Raw genomic sequence first — 19,308 nt, forward strand, 5'->3', positions numbered from 1 at the left:
TTACTAATTGCGAATCCGTGATGTACTAGTTCGATTGCCAAAGCAGCGTTTCTGCCAACCGGCATCTATTATTTACCTCTGCCCCAGCCCAGCCAGTCGTTGCCGTTGGCATAGAGCATCAGCCCCAGCAGCAGTACCATGCCTACCACCTGCGCATACTCCAAAAACTTCTGGTTGGGTTTGCGACCTGTAATCATTTCTACCAAAGTAAATAATACATGGCCACCATCGAGTGCAGGTATGGGTAGCAGGTTCATAAATGCCAGCACGATACTAAAGAAAGCGGTGATAGTCCAGAACGATTCCCAATCCCAGCTGCCGGGAAAAACATTGCCCATAGCTTTAAAGCCACCAACGCCTTTGTAGGCCTCCGTTTCGGGACTCAGTATCATTTTAAATTGATCGATATACCAGCTGAGTTTATCACCCGCCATACGAATACCCGCAGGTATAGCAGCAAAAAAACCATATTTGATGACTTCATAATCAACAACACCTGCTTCCTCCAACGACTCTGGTTTGCCAATGATGCGCAAATCAGCTACATAACCGGTGCTATCCAACTGTACAGTGCTTTGCAGGGTATCGGCATTGCGCAGCAAAGTAAAATTCACCTGCTTGTTTTTATGCTGCTCCATCACGGCAACCGCATCTGTAAAAAAGGCTGTTGGTTTTCCATTTATGGCAATCACTTTGTCGAAACGCTTCCAGCCATAACGGGCAGAAACACCAGTATCAGCGCCAATCATCATAGGATAACGAATGCCGATGAGTGGCACATCTCTTCGCTTCTTTTCCACCAGTTTACCAATGAGGTTGCGGGGCATGGTCAGCGTTTGCTGTTGGCCATTCCGTTCTATGGTGGCTGTGCTGCTCAAAATGAGTGTAGGTATTACATCGTAGTAGTTTTCGACTGGCTTGCCATCGAGTGCTACAACCTTATCGCCATCTTTAAAACCAAGCTCCAGCATCAGGCTGTCTTGTACTTCAATGCCGTATTTCAACGAGGCGTTTACAATCTTTTTTTCGCCCCACACCATAAGTATACCGGCGTAAATGATAAACGCCAGCAATATGTTGACCGTTACACCGCCAATCATAATGATAAGTCGCTGCCAGGCGGGTTTGCTGCGAAACTCCCATGGCTCTGGTGGCAGGGCAAGCTGCTCTTTATCCATGCTTTCATCTATCATGCCCGATATTTTTACATAACCACCCAAGGGAAGCCAGCCAATACCGTACACGGTGTCGCCTACTTTCTTTTTAAATAAAGAAAACCACGGATCGAAAAACAGAAAGAAACGTTCGACCCGGCAGCCAAACCAACGGGCAGTAATGTAATGCCCGAATTCGTGCAGGATAACCAGTATGGAAAGCGACAACAATAGTTGCCCCACTTTTACGCCTACCACGTCCCACGATATAGCCAGTAAACTCATGTAATGATGATCTTAATAAAATGGAAAAAGGATACAGTTCTCTTTTAAGGTGCAAACAAATACATATTTCACCATAAGGAAAACAGAAATTGGCCGGGATGGTTTTACAAATGAATGAGTGATGCAGCAAACTCTCTGGCAGCGGCATCCGATTCGAAGTAATCGTCCAGGGTTGGTTTCTCTATGAAGCTTACTTTTTGCATGGCTTGCTCCACCACCGCCATCATGTCCAAAAAGCCGATACGATTGCGGAGAAACGCCCACACGGCTATTTCATTGGCTGCATTCATAATGCAGGGCAGGTTGCCGCCCTTTTGCAGGGCTTCTATAGCCAGAGCCAGATTGCGGAAGGTACGTAAGTCGGGTTCCTCAAATGTGAGTTGCTCACAACGCCTGAAGTCGAGCCGGGGAAAGTCATTTTTAATCCGTTCCGGAAAGGCCATGGCGTATTGAATGGGCAACTTCATATCGGGAAGGCCCATTTGTGCTTTCATGCTGCCATCTTCAAACTGCACCATGCTGTGTATGATGCTTTGCGGATGAATCACGACTTCTATCTGCGATGGTTTCAATCCAAAAAGCCATTTGGCTTCAATCATCTCCAGCCCTTTGTTCATAAGAGTAGCGCTGTCGATGGTAATTTTAGCTCCCATGCTCCAGTTGGGGTGTTGCAGTGCATGGTCACGTTTTACATTCACCAAAAAGTTGGGCTTCTTTCCCCTGAAAGGACCACCGCTGGCAGTAAGAATAATGCGTTCAATAGGATTGCGCATTTCGCCCACCAGGCATTGAAAAATAGCCGAATGTTCGCTATCTACCGGTAAAATGGGTGTTTTGTTTTGCGCAGCTTTTTGCATCACAATGTCTCCGGCCACCACCAGGGTTTCTTTGTTGGCCAGGCCAATGGCTTTGCCCATTTCCACCGCTTTTAATGTTGGTTTCAGCCCTGCGTAACCAACAATGCTGGCCAGCATCATGTCGTAGCAATCCATTGCGGCGGCTTCTACCAAAGCCTGCTCACCAGCAAATACCTTCACCTGTGTATCGGCCAGCGCTTCTTTCACCATGGCATATTTGGTATCATCACCAATCACCACCACATTGGGGTCAAATGCTTTTGCTTGTGCTATGAGCAGTTCGGCATTGGTTTGTGCCGTTAGTATTTCTGCAGAAAATTTATCCGGATTTGCTTTGATTACATCCAGTGCCTGAGTGCCAATGGAGCCGGTTGAACCGAAAATTGCAATCCTTTTTTGAGTACTGTCAGTCATGTTGTTTGTTGTATTCAATTCGGGCAAACGCATTGCCCTTGTCTGGTAAAATTATTGTACAAAAGTCATCAGCCCATCGGCCAGTTTCCGGTCGTTGCTCAACCGGGGCACTTTGTTTTGTCCGCCAAGCTTTCCTATTGATTTCATGTATTGTACAAAACCCTGTGGTTGCAGTTGTTGCAATTGGAGGGGTTGCAAAATATTGCCTGCAATCAGGTCGTCATAGTAAACGTTTTTTTGCCGGAGGGCATTGTCCAAATCCTGCACAAATGCGGCCTTGTTGTCGGGGTGTTTTTCAAACTCTACAAACCATTCGTGGTAGCTTTTGCCTTCGCCGGTGGCAATGTACGGCGCCACGGTAAACTCCACCACACTGGCATTGTGCCGCTGGCAGGCTTGCAGCATTGCAGCTTCTACTTCTTCGCCTATTACGTGTTCGCCAAAGGCACTGATAAAATGTTTGGTACGGCCCGTAACCACAATGCGGTATGGATTGAGCGACACAAAACGAATGGTATCGCCAATGTTGTAGCTCCACAAACCTGCGTTGCTGTTGATGATGAGGGCATACTGCTCTCCCAGCTTCACTTCCGACAAGGATAAACGGGTAGGATGCTCGTTGAATATTTCTGCAGCGGGCACAAATTCAAAATAGATGCCACTATTGGTATTGAGCAACAGGCCTTCGTGCTGCTGGCTATCCTGATAAGCAAAAAAACCTTCACTTGCCGGAAAAAGTTCGATAGTATCAACAGGGCGACCTACAGAGGCAAAGAGTTTAGACTTGTAAGGTTCAAAATTTACACCACCCTGCACCAATACGCTCAGGTTCGGAAACAATTCGCCAACTGGTTTGCCGCTTTTTTCAATCAACCTGTCGAAGTACATCTGCATCCACGGTGGTATTCCGCTAATGAGGGTCATGTTTTGCAGTATGGTTTCCGCTACTATCTTATCGAGTTTGGTTTCCCAGTCTTCTATGCAATTAGTTTCGTAGCTGGGCAGTTGGTTGGTACGCAGGTACTTAGGTACATGGTGGTTTACAATGCCACTTAAGCGGCCGGTTGGCACATCGCCCACCCTTTCCAATACGGGGCTGCCGCTCAAAAAAATCATTTTGCCGCCGGCAAATGCATAATTGCCGGTTTCGGACATGTAGCTCAAGAGTGCATTTCGAGCGGTATTTATGTGGTTGGGAATAGAATCTTTGGTGATGGGAATGTACTTGGTGCCGCTGGTGGTGCCACTCGTTTTGGCAAAATAAATGGGTCGGCCTTTCCAAAGAACATTGTGTTTGCCGTCTTTAATGCGTTGGATGTAAGGCTTGAGTGCCTCGTAATCACGAATGGGAACAGCCTGTCGAAACTCCTGTATTTGTGCAATGTCAGCGGCATGGTGCTCCTTGCCAAATTCGGTATTGCGCAGCACGGCCAGCAGTTCTTTCAAAATTCGTTCCTGATCTGCAACGGCATTCTCTCTGGAACGGGCAATTTGTTTATTAATATAGCCAGCAAAGGGCCGGGCAAGCAGCGACTTCAGGTTCATGTATGCTCATTTTTGGGTGCTACAGCGGCGTTACATTTGCAGCAACGCTAGCTCTACTACCCGCTTGGAAGTAATAATCCGGGCAAATTACGGCACATAGCAGGTAGAATTTCTGGGTTTTTTATAAAATTTTTGTTGTAGTTGTAAGCAAAAACCCTACTTTTGCGTCCCTAAATTTTGAGTGATTATGTTCGCAGTTGTAAAAATAGCCGGTCAGCAATTTAAGGTGCAGGAAGGTCAAAACCTGTACGTTCCCCATCTGGAAGGAAACGCCGGAGACAAGGTGGAGCTGAGTGAAGTATTGCTGGTAGACCGCGATGGAACAATTGAAGCTGGTGCATCAGTTAAATCAACTGTGAAAGCTGAAATTGTAAACGCTTTGGTACAGGGTGACAAAGTGATTGCCTTTAAGATGAAACGCAGAAAGGGCTTCCGTAAAAAGCACGGTCACCGTACTCATTACACTCAAATTAAAATTGAAAGCATTGCTTAATAGCAGGCAATCTCTTTTGTATCAACTTTAAAAACACAACCTGATATGGCACATAAGAAAGGGGAAGGCTCAGTAAAAAACGGCCGCGACTCACAAAGCAAACGCCTCGGTGTAAAAATATATGGTGGTCAGCCTGCAATCTCTGGCAACATCATTGTTCGTCAACGTGGCACTGTTTACCATCCCGGTAAAAACGTAAGCGTTGGTAAAGACTTTACCATTTATGCAATTGCTGATGGTATTGTAGAATTCAAGAAAGGAAAAGAAAACAGAACATTCATTTCTGTTCTTACAGCCTAAGATTATCATTTTACCTTATAGGTTTTTGATAAAAAAAGATGGTGTTATGCACCATCTTTTTTATTTGGTGGATATCGAGTGAATAAAAACATTTGGAGAAAAAAAAATGTCGTTATTTTTACTAAGCATTATTTACTAACCATTAAATTGAAAAACATGGCAACTGCTAAAAAAGCTGTAAAGAAAGCTGCTCCAAAAAAAGCTGCTAAGAAAGCCGTAAAGAAAGCTGCTCCTAAAAAGGCTGCCGCTAAAAAAGCCGCTCCTAAAAAAGCTGCTAAGAAAGCTGCTCCTAAAAAAGCCGCTGCAAAGAAAGCCGCTGCTCCAAAGAAGGCTGCTGCTAAAAAAGCTGCTGCTCCAAAGAAAGCTGCTAAGAAAGCTGCTCCTAAAAAAGCTGCTAAGAAAGCCGCTCCTAAAAAAGCCGCTAAGAAGTAATTCTTCTACGTTATTGTACGTACAAAGTCCTGCAACACCTGCAGGACTTTTTTTTATTTGCTATCCGTCATCATTCTTCATCTTTACGCCATGGATAATTATCAGATAGCCGACGCATTTGCACTGCTAGCCAAAATAATGGACATACACGGCGAGAATAGTTTTAAAACGAAAACCTACGCCAATGCGGCTTTTCAGATAGAAAAGCTGCCCCTACAACTGGCCGATATGGATGCGGCAAGCATCGCTGCACAAAAAGGAATTGGTGCGGCTACTGCTCAAAAAATTGCAGAGCTATTACAAACAGGCTCTCTGAGTATCCTCAACGAATACATTGCCAACACACCGCCAGGTGTGATTGAAATGCTCAGCATAAAAGGTTTAGGTCCCAAAAAAATTCATACTGTATGGAAAGAAATGGGCATCGAAACAATTGGTGAATTGGAATATGCCTGCAACGAAAACAGATTAACGCTGTATAAAGGATTTGGCGAAAAAACGCAAAACAATGTTGCAGACGCCATTCGTTTTTACCTCAATCAACAAGGATGGTTTTTATTTCAACAAGCAGAAGAAATAGCGCAACAGTTTTTGCAATTGCTACAGATACAGCTGCCAACTCATAAGACTGTAATTACAGGAAGTATTCGCAGACAAATGGAAACAGTCGATAGCATTGACCTGCTTACTACTGCCGATGCAACAGCTGTAATGCCATTGTTACAACCACTAGATGCATTAACCTTGACAGAAGAACTACCCAACGGCTTGTGCTATCAAATCAACAACGGGCCTCAACTGTTTATTCATACCACCAGCTCCGAAACTTGGGGACATGCACTATTAACTACCACAGGGCCTGATGCATTTTGCAACAGCATTATAGCATCACTCACAACAACAGCCTTTGCCTCAGAAGAAGATTTGTTTACTGCGGCTCAACAGCCCTACATATTGCCAGCCTTTCGTGATTTACCTCAAGATGTAATAGATGCTGCAGGAAATATAAGTGCTGAACTCATACAACCACAGGACATTAAAGGCATCATTCACTCGCATAGTGTGTGGAGCGATGGCAGCAACAGCATTCGGGAGATGGCTGAATCCGCTAAAGCACAAGGCCTCGAATACCTGGTGATCAGCGATCACAGCAAATCGGCCGGTTATGCCAACGGTTTGAGTGAAGAACGTATTCTTCAACAGCATGCAGAAATTGACTTACTTAATAAGCAACTGGCACCGTTCAAAATTTTCAAGAGCATTGAATGCGACATCCTCAACGATGGCTCTCTTGATTACAGCGACGCAGTGCTCAACAGTTTCGATTTGGTAATTGCATCTGTACACAGCAACCTGAAGATGACTGAAGAAAAGGCCATGCAGCGGTTACTAACGGCCATTGCACATCCTGCAGTTACCGTTCTCGGACATATGACGGGCCGATTGTTGCTCAGCCGGGCAGGCTATCCTGTAAACTACGACGCCCTCATAGAAGCCTGTGCCAAACACCATGTGTGCATCGAACTGAACGCCCACCCCCGCCGGCTGGATATTGACTGGCGCTGGATTCCAAAGGCTGTCAACAAAGGCATACTCATTTCCATCAACCCCGATGCGCATGCCGTAGAAGGCTTTGCCGACACACGGTATGGCGTATTGGCTGCGCAAAAAGGGATGCTGCGCAAACAGCAAAACCTGAGCAGCTTCTCTCTGCAGGCATTTGAAGAATTTTTGGAGCAAAATAAAGCAGCGAAAACATTAGCCGGCTAAAGGAAGTTCAACATAAAATGCCGTTCCTGTACCATCAGGTTGGTATTTGGTTTTGAACCAAATATTGCCACCGGCTTTTTCTACAATGGCTTTGCAAATGGCCAGCCCCAAACCTGTGCCGCTACTTTTGGTAGTAAAGTTGGGCATAAACATACGGGCCTGTACTTCAGCTGCAATACCCGGACCATTATCAGCTACCTCCAGTAATATTTTATCTCCGCGTAGTGATTCTGTAATGCTCACATGTACGGCATAATTACCACCCGCCGACTCAGATGCATTTTGCAGCAAGTTGGTAAACAAGCGGTTCATTTGTGTTTTATCGGCATTAATTACCACAGGCAATTCAATAGGCTCCCAGGTAATAGAAAGGTTATCCTGAATTTCGTAAAGCATCACCAAATCCTTCAGCACAGCATGCAAATCAAACTCGGTAGCTTTTACCTGACCAATATTGGCAAACTGCGAAAACTCGAAGGCAATTTTCGCAAGATGATCAATCTGGCTCACCAGGTTGGTAGCCACCCGTTCAGAAATCTGTGGTACATCGGCGCTTTTTTCTTTGATGGCTTTTTGCAAAAACTGCAGGCTCAGCTTCATGGGTGTTAGTGGATTCTTGATTTCATGCGCCACCTGCCGGGCCATTTCCCGCCAGGCCAGTTCCCTTTCATTTTGCGCAAGCCTGGCAGCACTCGACTCCAGCTGATCCACCATTTTATTGTACTGCTCTACCAGTGTACCAATTTCATTTTTACCACTCCATTCAATGCGTTCGTTTTTTTCTGAGAGCCTGATCTGATTCATTCTGTCGGCAATAATGGCAAACGAACGGGTGATGCTACCACTAATTAACAATGCCAAACCACCAGATATTAAAAACACAAATGCAATGATGTTGATGAGGATAACAACGAAGTTGGATATCTCTTGTTTCAATTCATTTTGCGTAGCGAAATATGGTATTTGCAAATAGCCCATCAACCCACCAAACGAATTACGTACCGGTTGATAAATACTGCTATACTCAAGATTACCAATGGTTTCATTTTCCAAATGCCGGTGCACTTGCCCACGGGTAAGCTGATAATACACCCTTGGATTCATTCGTTCACTAATTACCTCTTTTACAAACAATACATTTTGTGTGCTGGCAATGAGCACTCCTGCCGCATTGTACAAACTCACATCTACATCAAGGTTTTCACTTATTTGCTGCAACGGTGCGGCTACTACGTTTTGCTGACCTGCAGGATCATAATTCAGCATATCGCCGGGCAATTGCTGTGCCAACTCTGCCGACACAGAGGCTGCACTTTTGGCCAATCGTTCTTCGTTTGTTTTGGTATACTGGTTAATGAAAAAACTAATAGTGATATAGGCAACGATGATGAATGACAAACCAAGAATAGCAATAATTGTTAAGCGGATTTGTGCTTGTATGGTGAGCACAACCGGCCGAAACACCTGCACAAAAAAAACTTTGTTTTGCAAAAAACCTCCTACAGCCCGTAGCAACATAAAGAGAACAAGAAAAGCACCAAACATGTACGCCACCAGCGATACCAAACCAATCCATACATTGCGCTGACCGGCTACTGCAAGTATTGAATTGGTGCCTGCATTCATCCATGTTTCGTAGGCATCTGTTTTTTCCTGCAACCAAACCGATTGATGTTGCGGCCCTTTTGCAGGCAATACAGATGGAAAAGGATAATTACGATACTGATCAATCAGCTGATTGTTTTTGTACCATGCATAACTGAAGCCCGGTGGCAAATCCACCGCAAAATCTTGTATCTGCCGAAAAAGCTCAGGTGCCAGCATGGCATTGCGCATCACTTCCGAACGGGTTACCACAAATACATGTCCGGTATTTTCGGTACTGTTGGCCGAGGTTACTTCAAACGTCATGATATAACCAAACCTGTCGAAAGCTTCTTCAAAGGAAGCCACCCATGGGTAGCCTTCTTCTTTCTTATTGTTTTGAAACAATGTAAGCAACGACTCATAAGACTCCTTGCCTGGATTATTGACCGGCTGCCGCGCCGCATCAAAAAAGTAAAAACGGGTATCAAATTTTTGCAGATACCCGCTGAAATATTTCTTCGTCAGCGAATCGCGGATGCTGGCACTACTAGCGGAATCTTTACACTGTTCAATGATTGCATTCCAATCGAGGCGCCGAATACCACCCGATGCAAAACGAACCAGATAGTCACTCGTTTCGTCGTTTTGCATGAGTAATGTTTTGCCAATATCTCCCAACCGGTTGCGCAACCGCTCAGCCGATAAGTTGCTCAGCAGGCCTCCTACTGATAACGAGTAAATAAATAACCACGAAACGATACGCACTGTTGATAGTGGAAACGCAGGCTTTGGATAGCGGCAAATAAACCATGCAAACACAATGAGCCACAGCATGGAAAACAACAGTTGGATTTTAAACTGTAAAAACCAACCTACCGATAAAGTGAGTAAGCCGCCTGCAAGCAACGCCAACAATACAAAACGAATATTGCCCGCTGTAATAAAGAGTAAGGAACGTGCAAAAAAACGGGCCAGCATGAGGTGTGCCAACAACATCAGAAACAACACCAGAAACGCCAGCACTGTGGTATAATCGAGGCTGAAGAAGTTGTTGAAATCAAACGCAACCGCACTGCTCAAATACAATGAGCATAGTTTTTCTACCACAGCAAAATGAATGGCAATTGTTGCTGCTACCAATATTACTGCAATGAGTGCTTTCAGTTTGTAATTCAACCCGGTGAGCAACTGCCCCACTTTTTGTGATTGCAACGTGAGAAAAACGCCCAGCCAAAAAACGAACAAGGAGTTCTGCAACAAATCGAGCAGACCAGCAGGCGGAAGCGACAGTGTTTCACTTTTTTCGAGCCACGAAAACTGATCAAGATTGATAGGCACCCCTGCAAACCGGATGCTAAACCACAAGCCCACAAAACAACTCACAAAAAATAAAAAGCCCCACAGTGCATGGCCTTTTTGAATGATGGCAGATGCAATTCGACTCACCATCATAATCAAAATAGCCATGGTGAGTAACTGCACCAACAAAGTGGCAACCGAAAAATATTTCAGTGGTTCATTGAGGGCTGGTTGTAAATAAAATAGTGCTTCGTTCTTTACATTCTCAATTACATAATTGGTAGGTGTGGTGCTAAACAACAAGCGACCATCCATCGGTTTAAAACCCGGAAAACCTTTGTGCAAGCGGGCATTGTCAATAAAGTATTCCCTATACAATAAAATGAGGCCAATAACTTCAATGTCTTCATTGCCGAGTTGCACTCGTTTGCGCAGTACTTCGTAATAGCCGTTGCCATAGCGCAGCAGTTTGCCCGTTTCTGCCACCTGCGGTACCCATTGCGGTGGCTCTACCTGATTGGTACTCCAATAAAACGGCCTTGCATTCAGCTGGTTGCTTCTGTATAAAAACAAGTAAAATGGCTGCTCTTCAATTACGCTTGTTTGCGACAGTGCATATTTTCCGCTACTGATTTGTTGCAGCAATTGCTGCTCTTCGTTTACAAAATCAAAGAAAGATTTTTCCTTGTCTTTTAGCTTTTCCTGAAAGTTTTCTGTCAGCGATTCGTAGCTGGCATACTTCAACCAATACCGGTCGATGATAACAGACAACGAGTAAAGCCAGCAGGCCGCCAGCAATACCAGTAAATAAGGAAATACGGTTTGAAGTCTGTTTTTCAAGGTGTTGGGTTACTGCTTTTTGATTTCATTCCACAGGGTATCCATTTCCTGCAAACTCATGTTTTCCAATGACAAGTTTCGCTCCTTGGCGAGTACTTCCATTTGCATAAAACGTGATTTGAATTTGCGGTTGGTACGCTCCAGTGCCAGCTCCGGATCTACCTGCAAAAACCTTGCATAATTTACCAGACTAAACAGCAGGTCGCCAAATTCTTCTTCCACTTTTTCCTGCACCCCCAATATTTCTGCCTCTTTCAGCTCAGCAGTTTCTTCTTCTACTTTTTTCCACACATCGGCTTTGTGCTCCCACTCAAACCCAATCTTGCGGGCTTTCTCCTGCATGCGCCATGCCTTAACCATGGCAGGCAATCCATTGGGCACACCCGCCAGCACAGAAGTTTTACCTTCTTTCAATTTCAATTTTTCCCAATTGGCTTTTACCTCTTCTTCATCGGCCACTTGTACATCTCCATAAATATGCGGATGACGGCTGATGAGCTTTTCGCAAATCTGATCAATCACTTCATCCATAGTAAACTGCTGCTCCTCCCGGCCAATGCGGGCATAAAAAGCCATGTGTAGCAACAGGTCGCCAATTTCTTCCCGAATGCCTTTCCAGTCTTGCTCCACCACAGCATCGGCCAGTTCATACATTTCTTCAATGGTGAGTGGCCGCAGGGTTTCAATGGTTTGCTTTTTATCCCAAGGGCATTGCTCCCGTAGTTCGTCCATAATGTGCAAGAGTCGTTCAAATCGTTCGCCGGTTGTCATGCTAAAAAATAGTTATGCTTGAAGAAGAGAATTAATTGTAAATAAAATGCTTTGCATTGCGATTAACAGCAACATGCAGATGAATAGAATGGAAAACTTGAATCATATTTCGAGTGGGGCACATTGGTTGTTTTGAACGCCGTAAAATACTACAAAAGGCTGCACAGCCACGGTGGATTAATTAACACTGCTACTGCGGCTGAAGCCCGCTAATTTTGGCGAAACAATGAAACACATGTGGATTAGGAAAAGCCTGCTGCTGCTGGGTACCATACTGGCTACACAAGCAGGGGCACAGTTTTATTATCAAGATGTATTGCAGGTAGCCAAAACATCGGCACAGTTTGCCCTGCTCAAGCAGCACAACGTTCGCCAAATTACGGCCAGCAGCTTTGATGCTGATGGCAGCCCTTCTGCCAACTTTGTATTGTATCAGCAAGTAAATGCTACACAGCAAACCCTCACCACCACTTCCAAATCGGATTACACCAACAGCTCCGTACTTACCAGTTATTATGACGCCTCCAACAGGCTGATAAAAACGGTGGATGAATCGGGTACGCTGCGTAGTGAAACGCAATATCAGTACAACGAGAAAGGGCAACTGCTGCTCATGAGCATTCTTACCAACGATTCATTGCAGCAGTTCAGCGTAACCGAAACACATCTGTACAGCTACGATAGTAAAGGAATGCCAACGACCATGCTCCGGATTAAAAACAATAGCGACACGACCAAAGTGATTTTTATAGCCGACGAAACAACCGGCAAACCCGGCGAGGAGCAATGGTGGAAAGGCAATCGAAAAATTGAAACCTGGTTCTACTATTACAACGAGCAACAACAGCTTACCGACATTGCACGACCCAATAAAAAAGCCGGCAGAATATTGCCTGATCTCATATTTGAATACGATGCTGCAGGCCGAATCAGCCAGCAAACCAGTGTACAAGCCGGCAGCAACATGTACCGCATTTGGCGCTATGTGTACGATGCCCGTGGTCTTAAGTTGAAAGAAGGCGTATTCAACAAATACAAAGAGCCGGAAGGAAGGATTGAGTATAGCTATCAGTAAAAAAAAATACTGCATAAATAAAAAGAGGTTAGCTCAACACTAACCTCTTTTTTATTCTGTCTAATCCTTTGAATTAAATATCGATGGCTTCGCCATAAGCCACAGCAGTCGCTTCTTTCAGTGCTTCGCTCATGGTGGGGTGCGGGTGCACAGCATTCAGAATTTCATGCGCCGTTGTTTCCAACTTACGGGCAGTTACTGCCTCTGCAATCATTTCTGTTACGTTGGCACCAATCATGTGGCAACCCAAAAACTCACCATACTTGGCATCGTAAATCACTTTTACAAAACCTTCGGTAGCACCGGCTGCGCTGGCTTTACCGCTGGCCATAAAAGGAAACTTACCCACTTTCACTTCGTAACCGGCTTCTTTGGCCTTGGCTTCGGTGTAACCTACCGAAGCAATTTCGGGAGTGCAATAAGTACAACCAGGAATGTTGTTGTAATCGATGGCTTCGGGCTTGTGACCGGCCAGGTGCTCGGCAGCGTTGATGCCTTCTTTGCTGGCCACGTGTGCCAGTGCTTGTCCGGGAGTACAGTCGCCAATGGCGTATACACCGGGCACAGAAGTTTGCTGATACTGGTCCACAATGATTTTACCCTTATCAGTTTTTACACCAATGGTTTCGAGGCCAATGCCTTCAATATTGGCTACCACACCAACAGCACTCAGCATAATGTCGGCTTCGAGGGTGATTTCGCCATCCTTGGTTTTTACCGTGGCTTTTACACCGGCACCAGTGGTATCTACCTTGGTTACTTCGGCGTTGGTCATAATGTCGATGCCACTCTTCTTGTATTGCTTTTCCAGTTCTTTCGAAATGTCTTCGTCTTCTACCGGTACAATGCGGGGCAAAAATTCTACGATGGTCACCTTGGTGCCCATGCTGTTGTAGAAATAAGCAAATTCAACACCAATAGCGCCGCTACCTACTACAATCATGCTCTTGGGTTGCTCAGGCAGTACCATGGCTTCGCGGTAACCAATAATTTTTTTGCCGTCGATGGGCATGCTGGGCAGCTGACGGGCACGGCCGCCGGTAGCAATCACAATATTCTTAGCTTCTACCACCTGCTTGCTGCCATCGGCTGCAGTTACTTCAATTTTATTGGCGGCTACCAGTTTGCCAAAGCCCATGATCACGTCGATCTTGTTCTTCTTCATCAAAAAGGTAACACCCTTGCTCATTTTATCAGCAACGCCGCGGCTGCGCTTTACCACAGCACCAAAGTCGTGGGTACCGCTGGCATTGATGCCATAGGTTTGAGCATGCTTCAGGTACTCATACACCTGAGCACTCTTCAGCAGCGCCTTGGTAGGAATACAACCCCAGTTGAGGCAAATGCCACCCAGGCTTTCCTTTTCGATAATGGCTACTTTTTTACCCAGCTGCGAAGCACGGATAGCAGCAGGATAACCGCCGGGGCCACTGCCCAATACAATTACGTCGTACGACATGATCGGAAGATATTTTGATTAGAATGATGGATTATTTGAAAACGCTGCGAAGCTAAGGCAAACCAACGGATTACACCCCCTGCCCCTTCCGGTATTGGCGAATTGTTTAGCCTTATCCACCCTTTACGCAGCATTTACAAGAATACTTTGCGTAAATACTACACATTACCAGACCAGTGCTTACATTTGCTGACGATTCTTTCAACCTTGCCAGCATGACTACCATTCATTTTTACCTGCGGTTCCGTAGCACTTATGGCCAAACCTTTTTTGTGTCGGGAAATATTCCTGAACTCGGTAATGGCGACCCGCAGCAGGCCATGCCCATTCATTACCTCAACGATGATTTGTGGCACCATAGCATAGATGTGGCCGACGATACACCGGCATTTACCTATAAATATATGTTGCGCAATAGCGATGGTTACGAAAGCATTGAGTGGCCTACCGACCGCAGCATTGATGTGGCCAAACTTAAATCGCCCGAAATACAGGTGATAGACCAATGGAACTATGCCGGTGAATTTGAAAATGCCTTTTACACCCAGCCCTTTACCCAAACCCTGTTTGAGTATGCCGGCGAAAAAGTAAAAGCAGGTAGCAGCAAAGGTGTGAACCATATTTTTAAAGTAAAAGCACCGCTGCTGGGTAGCAACGAAACCCTTTGCTTGCTGGGCAGCGATGCCGCACTGGGCAGCTGGAACGAAGCGGATTGCATCGTAATGCGCAAAGAAGGTAACTGGTACACCGCCGGCCTCAACCTGAGCAAAGCACAGTTTCCCATTGCTTACAAATACGGCGTGTACAACACGGCCAGCAAGCAGCTTGTACGCTACGAAGACGGCAGCAACCGCATGCTGTATGGCATGGTTAAAAAGCAATTGGTGATTTTACACGATGGCTTTGCTGCTTTGCCCAACAATACATTTAAAGGTGCCGGAGTAGCCATTCCCGTATTTAGCCTGCGGAGTGAAAACGGCTTGGGTGTGGGCGAATTTACCGACATACCACAGTTGGCCGACTGGTGTAAGCAGGTGGGTATGAAGCTTGTTCAGCTGCTGCCCCTCAACGATACATCGGCCACGGGCACTTGGACAGATAGCTACCCATACGCAGCTATTTCAGCCTTTGCCTTGCATCCGCAATACATCAATCTGGAAAAAGTTGCGGGTAAAAAACACGCTGCTTTGCTGAAAGGATTGGACGAAGCCAAAGCCCGCCTGAATGCACTGGAAGATGTAGACTACGAAGCGTTAATGCAGCTGAAATGGCAATACCTGAAAGCACTGTACGAAGCACAGAAAGACAGCTGGCAAAAAGACGCAGCCTATCAGGAATACTTTGAACAAAACAAGCACTGGCTGGAGCCCTACGCGGCTTTTTGCTACCTGAGGGATAAATACAATACCACCGAATTTCATACCTGGAAAACCCACAGCAGCTACGATGCTAAAAATGTAGCCAAGCTGCTGAGCCCCAAAGCCAAGTCGTACGATGCCGTGGCCATCCATTTGTTTGTACAATGGCATTTGCACCTGCAACTGAAAGCAGCCGTTGACTATGCACATACACAAGGCTTGGTGGTAAAAGGTGATATTCCCATTGGCATATACCGCCACAGCTGCGATGCATGGACACAGCCAGAACTCTACAATATGGATGCACAAGCTGGTGCACCACCCGACGACTTTGCGGTGAAGGGTCAGAACTGGGGCTTTCCCACTTACAACTGGCAACGCATGCAAGCCGATGGTTTTGCCTGGTGGAAGCAGCGCTTTGAGCAAATGAGTTTGTATTTCGATGCGTTCCGCATTGACCATATTTTAGGTTTCTTCCGCATCTGGAGCATTCCTATGGATGCAGTGGAAGGCATTCTCGGCCGCTTTGTGCCCTGCCTGCCCGTGCATATCGACGAGTTTGCACAAAAAGGCATTTGGTTTGATTACAACCGCTACTGCCAGCCCTTCATCAACGAACAGTTGGTAAACGAATGGTTTGGTGAAAAAGCCGATTGGGTAAAAGCAACCTTCCTCGAAGACATGGGCTGGGGCAGCTTGCGCATGAAGGATGCATTTGCAACGCAACGAAAAGTGGAAGCCTGGTTTACAGAGCATTTTGAAGTAGAAGAATGGATAAAGCTGAAGCTGTACGATTGCATCAGCAACGTGATATTGATTGAAGAACCCGGCAGCAATGGTACCCAGTATCATTTCCGTATTGGCATGGAAGGCACCAGCAGCTATCAGTGGTTGAATGAGCATGTACGCCGCCAGCTGAGTGAGTTGTACGTGAATTATTTTTTCCGCAGGCAAAATGATTTTTGGCGCCAGCAAGCCATGCAAAAACTGCCGGCTCTCAAAGCCAGCACCAACATGCTGATTTGTGGTGAAGACCTGGGCATGGTGCCCGATTGTGTACCCGGTGTAATGAAAGACCTTGGCTTTTTAAGCCTGGAAATTCAACGCATGCCGAAGGATCCCACGAAAGAATTTTTCCATCCCGGCGATGCCCCTTATTTGAGCGTAGTAACCCCAAGCACCCACGACATGAGCACCATTCGTGGCTGGTGGGAAGAAAGCCGCGACACCACCCAGCGTTTTTACAACGAGCAACTGGGCCAGTGGGGCGAAGCACCATTCTATTGTGAACCATGGATTAACCGGGCCATCATTACCCAACACGTGTACAGTCCGGCCATGTGGAGCATTTTCCAACTGCAGGATTTGCTGGGCAGCAGTGCCGAACTGCGACGCACCGACCCCAATGCAGAACGCATTAATGTACCGGCCAATCCCAAGCATTACTGGCGCTACCGTATGCATCTTACACTCAGTGAGCTGCAATCTGCCGATACCTTCAATACCGACATTCACGGCTTGCTGCAAAGCAGTGGCCGCTGCGACAGATAAGCTGGCAACAATATGAACCATCTCCGAAGTGAACGCTTCGGAGATTTTTTTGTAATAGTGGCGTTGTTGTAACAATTACTTTTAAAGCAGAAGCTTGCTGCCATGCGCCTTTCCTCTTTCTTGTTTATTGCTGCTATACTTAGCCTTAGCTGGTGGAGCATAGCCGGCTGTACCAAAGAATACAGTTATGAAGGCGGATCACTACCCGACAGCAGCAACTTTGTTCCAGCGCCAGATACCACCCGTCAAGACAGCCTTCAATTTTTGCCCTGCGCTTTATGTGTGGCAGATAGTTTCGGAAAAGCAGTGGATACCTGGCGCATTCAACTGCCTAAGTCAAAAGCCTGTGGCAATTTTACCCGTACCGTGATTACCCCAACCCGTGATGCGTTTACTTTTTTTGGCCCATCGGCTTGCTCTATAGATTCGGGGCTTATCCTCAACTCATTTTGGTCGCCGCTGGTATTTGACCGCGACCTTAAAAATGTGAGTACGCAACGTACCGCATTTTATTACTACGACAGAATCGGAAACACATTTGTGCTGGAGCGGAAAACCGGGCAAGTAATGACGATAGTGATTGAAGAATACTCACATAGTACAGGCATTGCAAAAGGTTACGCCTTTGGCGAGGCGCAAACTGCAGATGGAAAATTAGTACGGGTATCGGATATCCGGTTTGTGATCAAAATTCCCTGAGTGTTTTAAAGCTTAAAAATCAAAGACTTTTCATTTGTCCTGTTATTTAAACTTTTCAATTGCCCGATTGAACTTCTCTTTTGTACTAAGATTCTTTCCTTCAATACCGTCTACAATTTTTTTAACAAATTTCTCATAATTGAGAGCTTCAACCTTTAATGCACTGTCTAATGTAGCACGTAGACCAATACTTTTTGTCTTGAACTCTAAACTTTTTGATTTGTAGACTAGCTGTCCTCCGGTGTCACTTTCATCAAAATAATATCTTAAATAGAGTGATTTATACAAAAATTCGACTTCGTTAGTTACCCATTTAGCATATTCAGAGAAATTTGAATACTTCCCTGGCTGTAAATATGAATTCCATCCAACTTGCTTTACCTTTTTTAAATAAGAATAACGCCTTTCATCATCATTATTCTTCATTCTTGGCTCACCAAAAACTTCAACATAATCTTCATATTCTGGAATATTAAAAATTGATGATTCTCTTGTTATTTCAATGGAATCCAAATCCTTTATTTTTATTAGGCCTAATCTATTATTAGCGAAGACAAGCTCAAGCCCATATTCTCTTCCGTCTTCATTAGTTGTACTAAAAATTCTTTTTAATCCAGATTCATTTTCATCAGCCTGAACCATTTTAAATCGTTTACTGGGAACATTTAGTCTTAAATAATCGAATTCATTATAATGAAGCCCTAATTGAATTCCCTTTAACCCTCTTATCAAGTTTAGATTTTCAATACCTGTTCCTGTTATTTTTTCTGAAATTGGAAGGTCATATAAACTATCTAGTACATTCTTTTGATTGATTTCAATTGCCCTTTCTTCAATACTAGAACATGAAAAAATAGTAACCCCCAGCAAAAATAAAATAGGAAAAAAACAAAATCTCGAGACATTCATGATTATTTCAAAATTTATAGATGGATATTTATTTCTTTATGAACCATGACAGTTTATGCTATCAGTAAATTGGGATTTTAAAAGTGGCAGTTATATCATATATTTTCATTACTTTTTTACTTGCCAAAATGCAGACGACTGATTTTGTGCTGCATTAGATATTTTCCAAATCAAATTTACTTGACTATTGGTAGTATCCGTTTTTGCCGACATCGTATTATCTTGAAAACATGGTTTGAGCATCGGCATTTTGTCTTGTGGTAATACGTACACTTCGCCCAAAGCATTGGTATGCGAAAGTGCCAATTGCACTGAATTTGGCTGCTTGATGTTTGCCGGAAAACCTTGCGGCAGTTGATGTTGGTTTCTTTTCTGCACCAATGGTGCCAGCTGCTGTTGGTGCCGCAGTTTGTTGTAACGGTCAAGGTTCACTTCTGGTATCGGAGCAGTTTGTGCAAAAGCCACTTGGCAAAAGCAACCTACAGCCATCAGCAGCAAGAAATTTTTCAT

15 protein-coding genes are annotated in these 19,308 nt (G+C 45.0%); 7 read left to right on the forward strand and 8 right to left on the reverse strand.

All coding sequences use genetic code 11. From position 1 onward, the window contains the following. Positions 1–68: 68 nt before the first annotated feature. The 3 genes from rseP to V7Q13_RS15070 form a co-directional block, all read right to left on the reverse strand. A complete protein-coding gene (gene rseP, locus V7Q13_RS15060) occupies positions 69–1,439 on the reverse strand; it encodes an RIP metalloprotease RseP (RefSeq protein WP_333801494.1) in 1,371 nt (456 codons plus the stop codon). A 104-nt stretch (positions 1,440–1,543) separates the two neighbouring features. Beyond that, a complete protein-coding gene (locus V7Q13_RS15065) occupies positions 1,544–2,710 on the reverse strand; it encodes a 1-deoxy-D-xylulose-5-phosphate reductoisomerase (protein WP_333801495.1) in 1,167 nt (388 codons plus the stop codon). Positions 2,711–2,761: 51 nt separating this feature from the next. Then, positions 2,762–4,255 carry a GH3 auxin-responsive promoter family protein gene (locus V7Q13_RS15070; RefSeq protein ID WP_333801496.1) on the reverse strand — a complete coding sequence of 498 codons (1,494 nt, stop codon included), beginning with the start codon at positions 4,253–4,255 and terminating at the stop codon, positions 2,762–2,764. A gap of 187 nt (positions 4,256–4,442) precedes the next feature. Between V7Q13_RS15070 and rplU the strand changes: the two genes are divergently transcribed. From rplU to V7Q13_RS15090, 4 genes are all read left to right on the forward strand, one after another. Beyond that, positions 4,443–4,748, forward strand: coding sequence for a 50S ribosomal protein L21 (gene rplU, locus V7Q13_RS15075; RefSeq protein WP_333801497.1), 306 nt, complete (start codon positions 4,443–4,445; stop codon positions 4,746–4,748). 45 nt (positions 4,749–4,793) lie between these two features. Next, entirely contained in the window at positions 4,794–5,048 is a 255-nt protein-coding gene (rpmA, locus tag V7Q13_RS15080; RefSeq protein ID WP_333801498.1) for a 50S ribosomal protein L27, read from the forward strand. Between the two features lie 78 nt (positions 5,049–5,126). Beyond that, a complete protein-coding gene (locus V7Q13_RS15085; RefSeq protein ID WP_333801499.1) occupies positions 5,127–5,480 on the forward strand; it encodes a hypothetical protein in 354 nt (117 codons plus the stop codon). A gap of 90 nt (positions 5,481–5,570) precedes the next feature. Beyond that, entirely contained in the window at positions 5,571–7,250 is a 1,680-nt protein-coding gene (locus V7Q13_RS15090) for a helix-hairpin-helix domain-containing protein (RefSeq protein WP_333801500.1), read from the forward strand. Here V7Q13_RS15090 and V7Q13_RS15095 read toward each other — a convergent pair. Both V7Q13_RS15095 and mazG read right to left on the reverse strand, forming a co-directional pair. Then, positions 7,239–10,976: a sensor histidine kinase gene (locus V7Q13_RS15095; protein ID WP_333801501.1), complete on the reverse strand. Its 3,738-nt coding sequence runs from the start codon at positions 10,974–10,976 to the stop codon at positions 7,239–7,241. The two genes, V7Q13_RS15090 and V7Q13_RS15095, sit on opposite strands and share 12 nt — an antisense overlap. Before the next feature lie 9 nt (positions 10,977–10,985). Beyond that, positions 10,986–11,747 carry a nucleoside triphosphate pyrophosphohydrolase gene (mazG, locus tag V7Q13_RS15100; RefSeq protein ID WP_333801502.1) on the reverse strand — a complete coding sequence of 254 codons (762 nt, stop codon included), beginning with the start codon at positions 11,745–11,747 and terminating at the stop codon, positions 10,986–10,988. A gap of 235 nt (positions 11,748–11,982) precedes the next feature. Between mazG and V7Q13_RS15105 the strand changes: the two genes are divergently transcribed. Beyond that, positions 11,983–12,822: a hypothetical protein gene (locus V7Q13_RS15105; RefSeq protein WP_333801503.1), complete on the forward strand. Its 840-nt coding sequence runs from the start codon at positions 11,983–11,985 to the stop codon at positions 12,820–12,822. Positions 12,823–12,895: 73 nt separating this feature from the next. Here the strand turns inward: V7Q13_RS15105 and lpdA are convergent, their stop codons facing one another. After that, positions 12,896–14,281 (reverse strand): dihydrolipoyl dehydrogenase, encoded by a 1,386-nt coding sequence (lpdA, locus tag V7Q13_RS15110; protein WP_333801504.1) that lies wholly within the window; start codon positions 14,279–14,281, stop codon positions 12,896–12,898. 176 nt (positions 14,282–14,457) lie between these two features. On the opposite strand from lpdA, the gene V7Q13_RS15115 reads away from it, so the two are divergent. After that, positions 14,458–17,190: a 4-alpha-glucanotransferase gene (locus tag V7Q13_RS15115; RefSeq protein WP_333801505.1), complete on the forward strand. Its 2,733-nt coding sequence runs from the start codon at positions 14,458–14,460 to the stop codon at positions 17,188–17,190. A gap of 102 nt (positions 17,191–17,292) precedes the next feature. Then, positions 17,293–17,889: a hypothetical protein gene (locus tag V7Q13_RS15120; protein WP_333801506.1), complete on the forward strand. Its 597-nt coding sequence runs from the start codon at positions 17,293–17,295 to the stop codon at positions 17,887–17,889. A gap of 42 nt (positions 17,890–17,931) precedes the next feature. On the opposite strand, the gene V7Q13_RS15125 is transcribed toward V7Q13_RS15120, so the two are convergent. After that, positions 17,932–18,798 (reverse strand): hypothetical protein, encoded by an 867-nt coding sequence (locus V7Q13_RS15125; protein ID WP_333801507.1) that lies wholly within the window; start codon positions 18,796–18,798, stop codon positions 17,932–17,934. A 108-nt stretch (positions 18,799–18,906) separates the two neighbouring features. After that, the gene (locus tag V7Q13_RS15130) at positions 18,907–19,308 is read right to left on the reverse strand and encodes a hypothetical protein (protein ID WP_333801508.1); all 402 of its coding nucleotides are present in this window, start codon (positions 19,306–19,308) and stop codon (positions 18,907–18,909) included.

Source organism: Phnomibacter sp. (assembly GCF_036803085.1).
Classification (GTDB): Bacteria; Bacteroidota; Bacteroidia; order Chitinophagales; family Chitinophagaceae; genus Phnomibacter.

Excerpts from the sequence above, each read along its gene's own strand:
- V7Q13_RS15105 (WP_333801503.1), top strand. The coding sequence starts at position 11,983 with ATGTGGATTAGGAAAAGCCTGCTGCTGCTGGGTACCATACTGGCTACA.
- V7Q13_RS15125 (WP_333801507.1), bottom strand. The coding sequence starts at position 18,798 with ATGAATGTCTCGAGATTTTGTTTTTTTCCTATTTTATTTTTGCTGGGG.
- mazG (WP_333801502.1), bottom strand. The coding sequence starts at position 11,747 with ATGACAACCGGCGAACGATTTGAACGACTCTTGCACATTATGGACGAA.
- V7Q13_RS15090 (WP_333801500.1), top strand. The coding sequence starts at position 5,571 with ATGGATAATTATCAGATAGCCGACGCATTTGCACTGCTAGCCAAAATA.
- rplU (WP_333801497.1), top strand. The coding sequence starts at position 4,443 with ATGTTCGCAGTTGTAAAAATAGCCGGTCAGCAATTTAAGGTGCAGGAA.
- rpmA (WP_333801498.1), top strand. The coding sequence starts at position 4,794 with ATGGCACATAAGAAAGGGGAAGGCTCAGTAAAAAACGGCCGCGACTCA.
- V7Q13_RS15065 (WP_333801495.1), bottom strand. The coding sequence starts at position 2,710 with ATGACTGACAGTACTCAAAAAAGGATTGCAATTTTCGGTTCAACCGGC.
- V7Q13_RS15130 (WP_333801508.1), bottom strand. The coding sequence starts at position 19,308 with ATGAAAAATTTCTTGCTGCTGATGGCTGTAGGTTGCTTTTGCCAAGTG.
- rseP (WP_333801494.1), bottom strand. The coding sequence starts at position 1,439 with ATGAGTTTACTGGCTATATCGTGGGACGTGGTAGGCGTAAAAGTGGGG.
- lpdA (WP_333801504.1), bottom strand. The coding sequence starts at position 14,281 with ATGTCGTACGACGTAATTGTATTGGGCAGTGGCCCCGGCGGTTATCCT.
- V7Q13_RS15120 (WP_333801506.1), top strand. The coding sequence starts at position 17,293 with ATGCGCCTTTCCTCTTTCTTGTTTATTGCTGCTATACTTAGCCTTAGC.
- V7Q13_RS15070 (WP_333801496.1), bottom strand. The coding sequence starts at position 4,255 with ATGAACCTGAAGTCGCTGCTTGCCCGGCCCTTTGCTGGCTATATTAAT.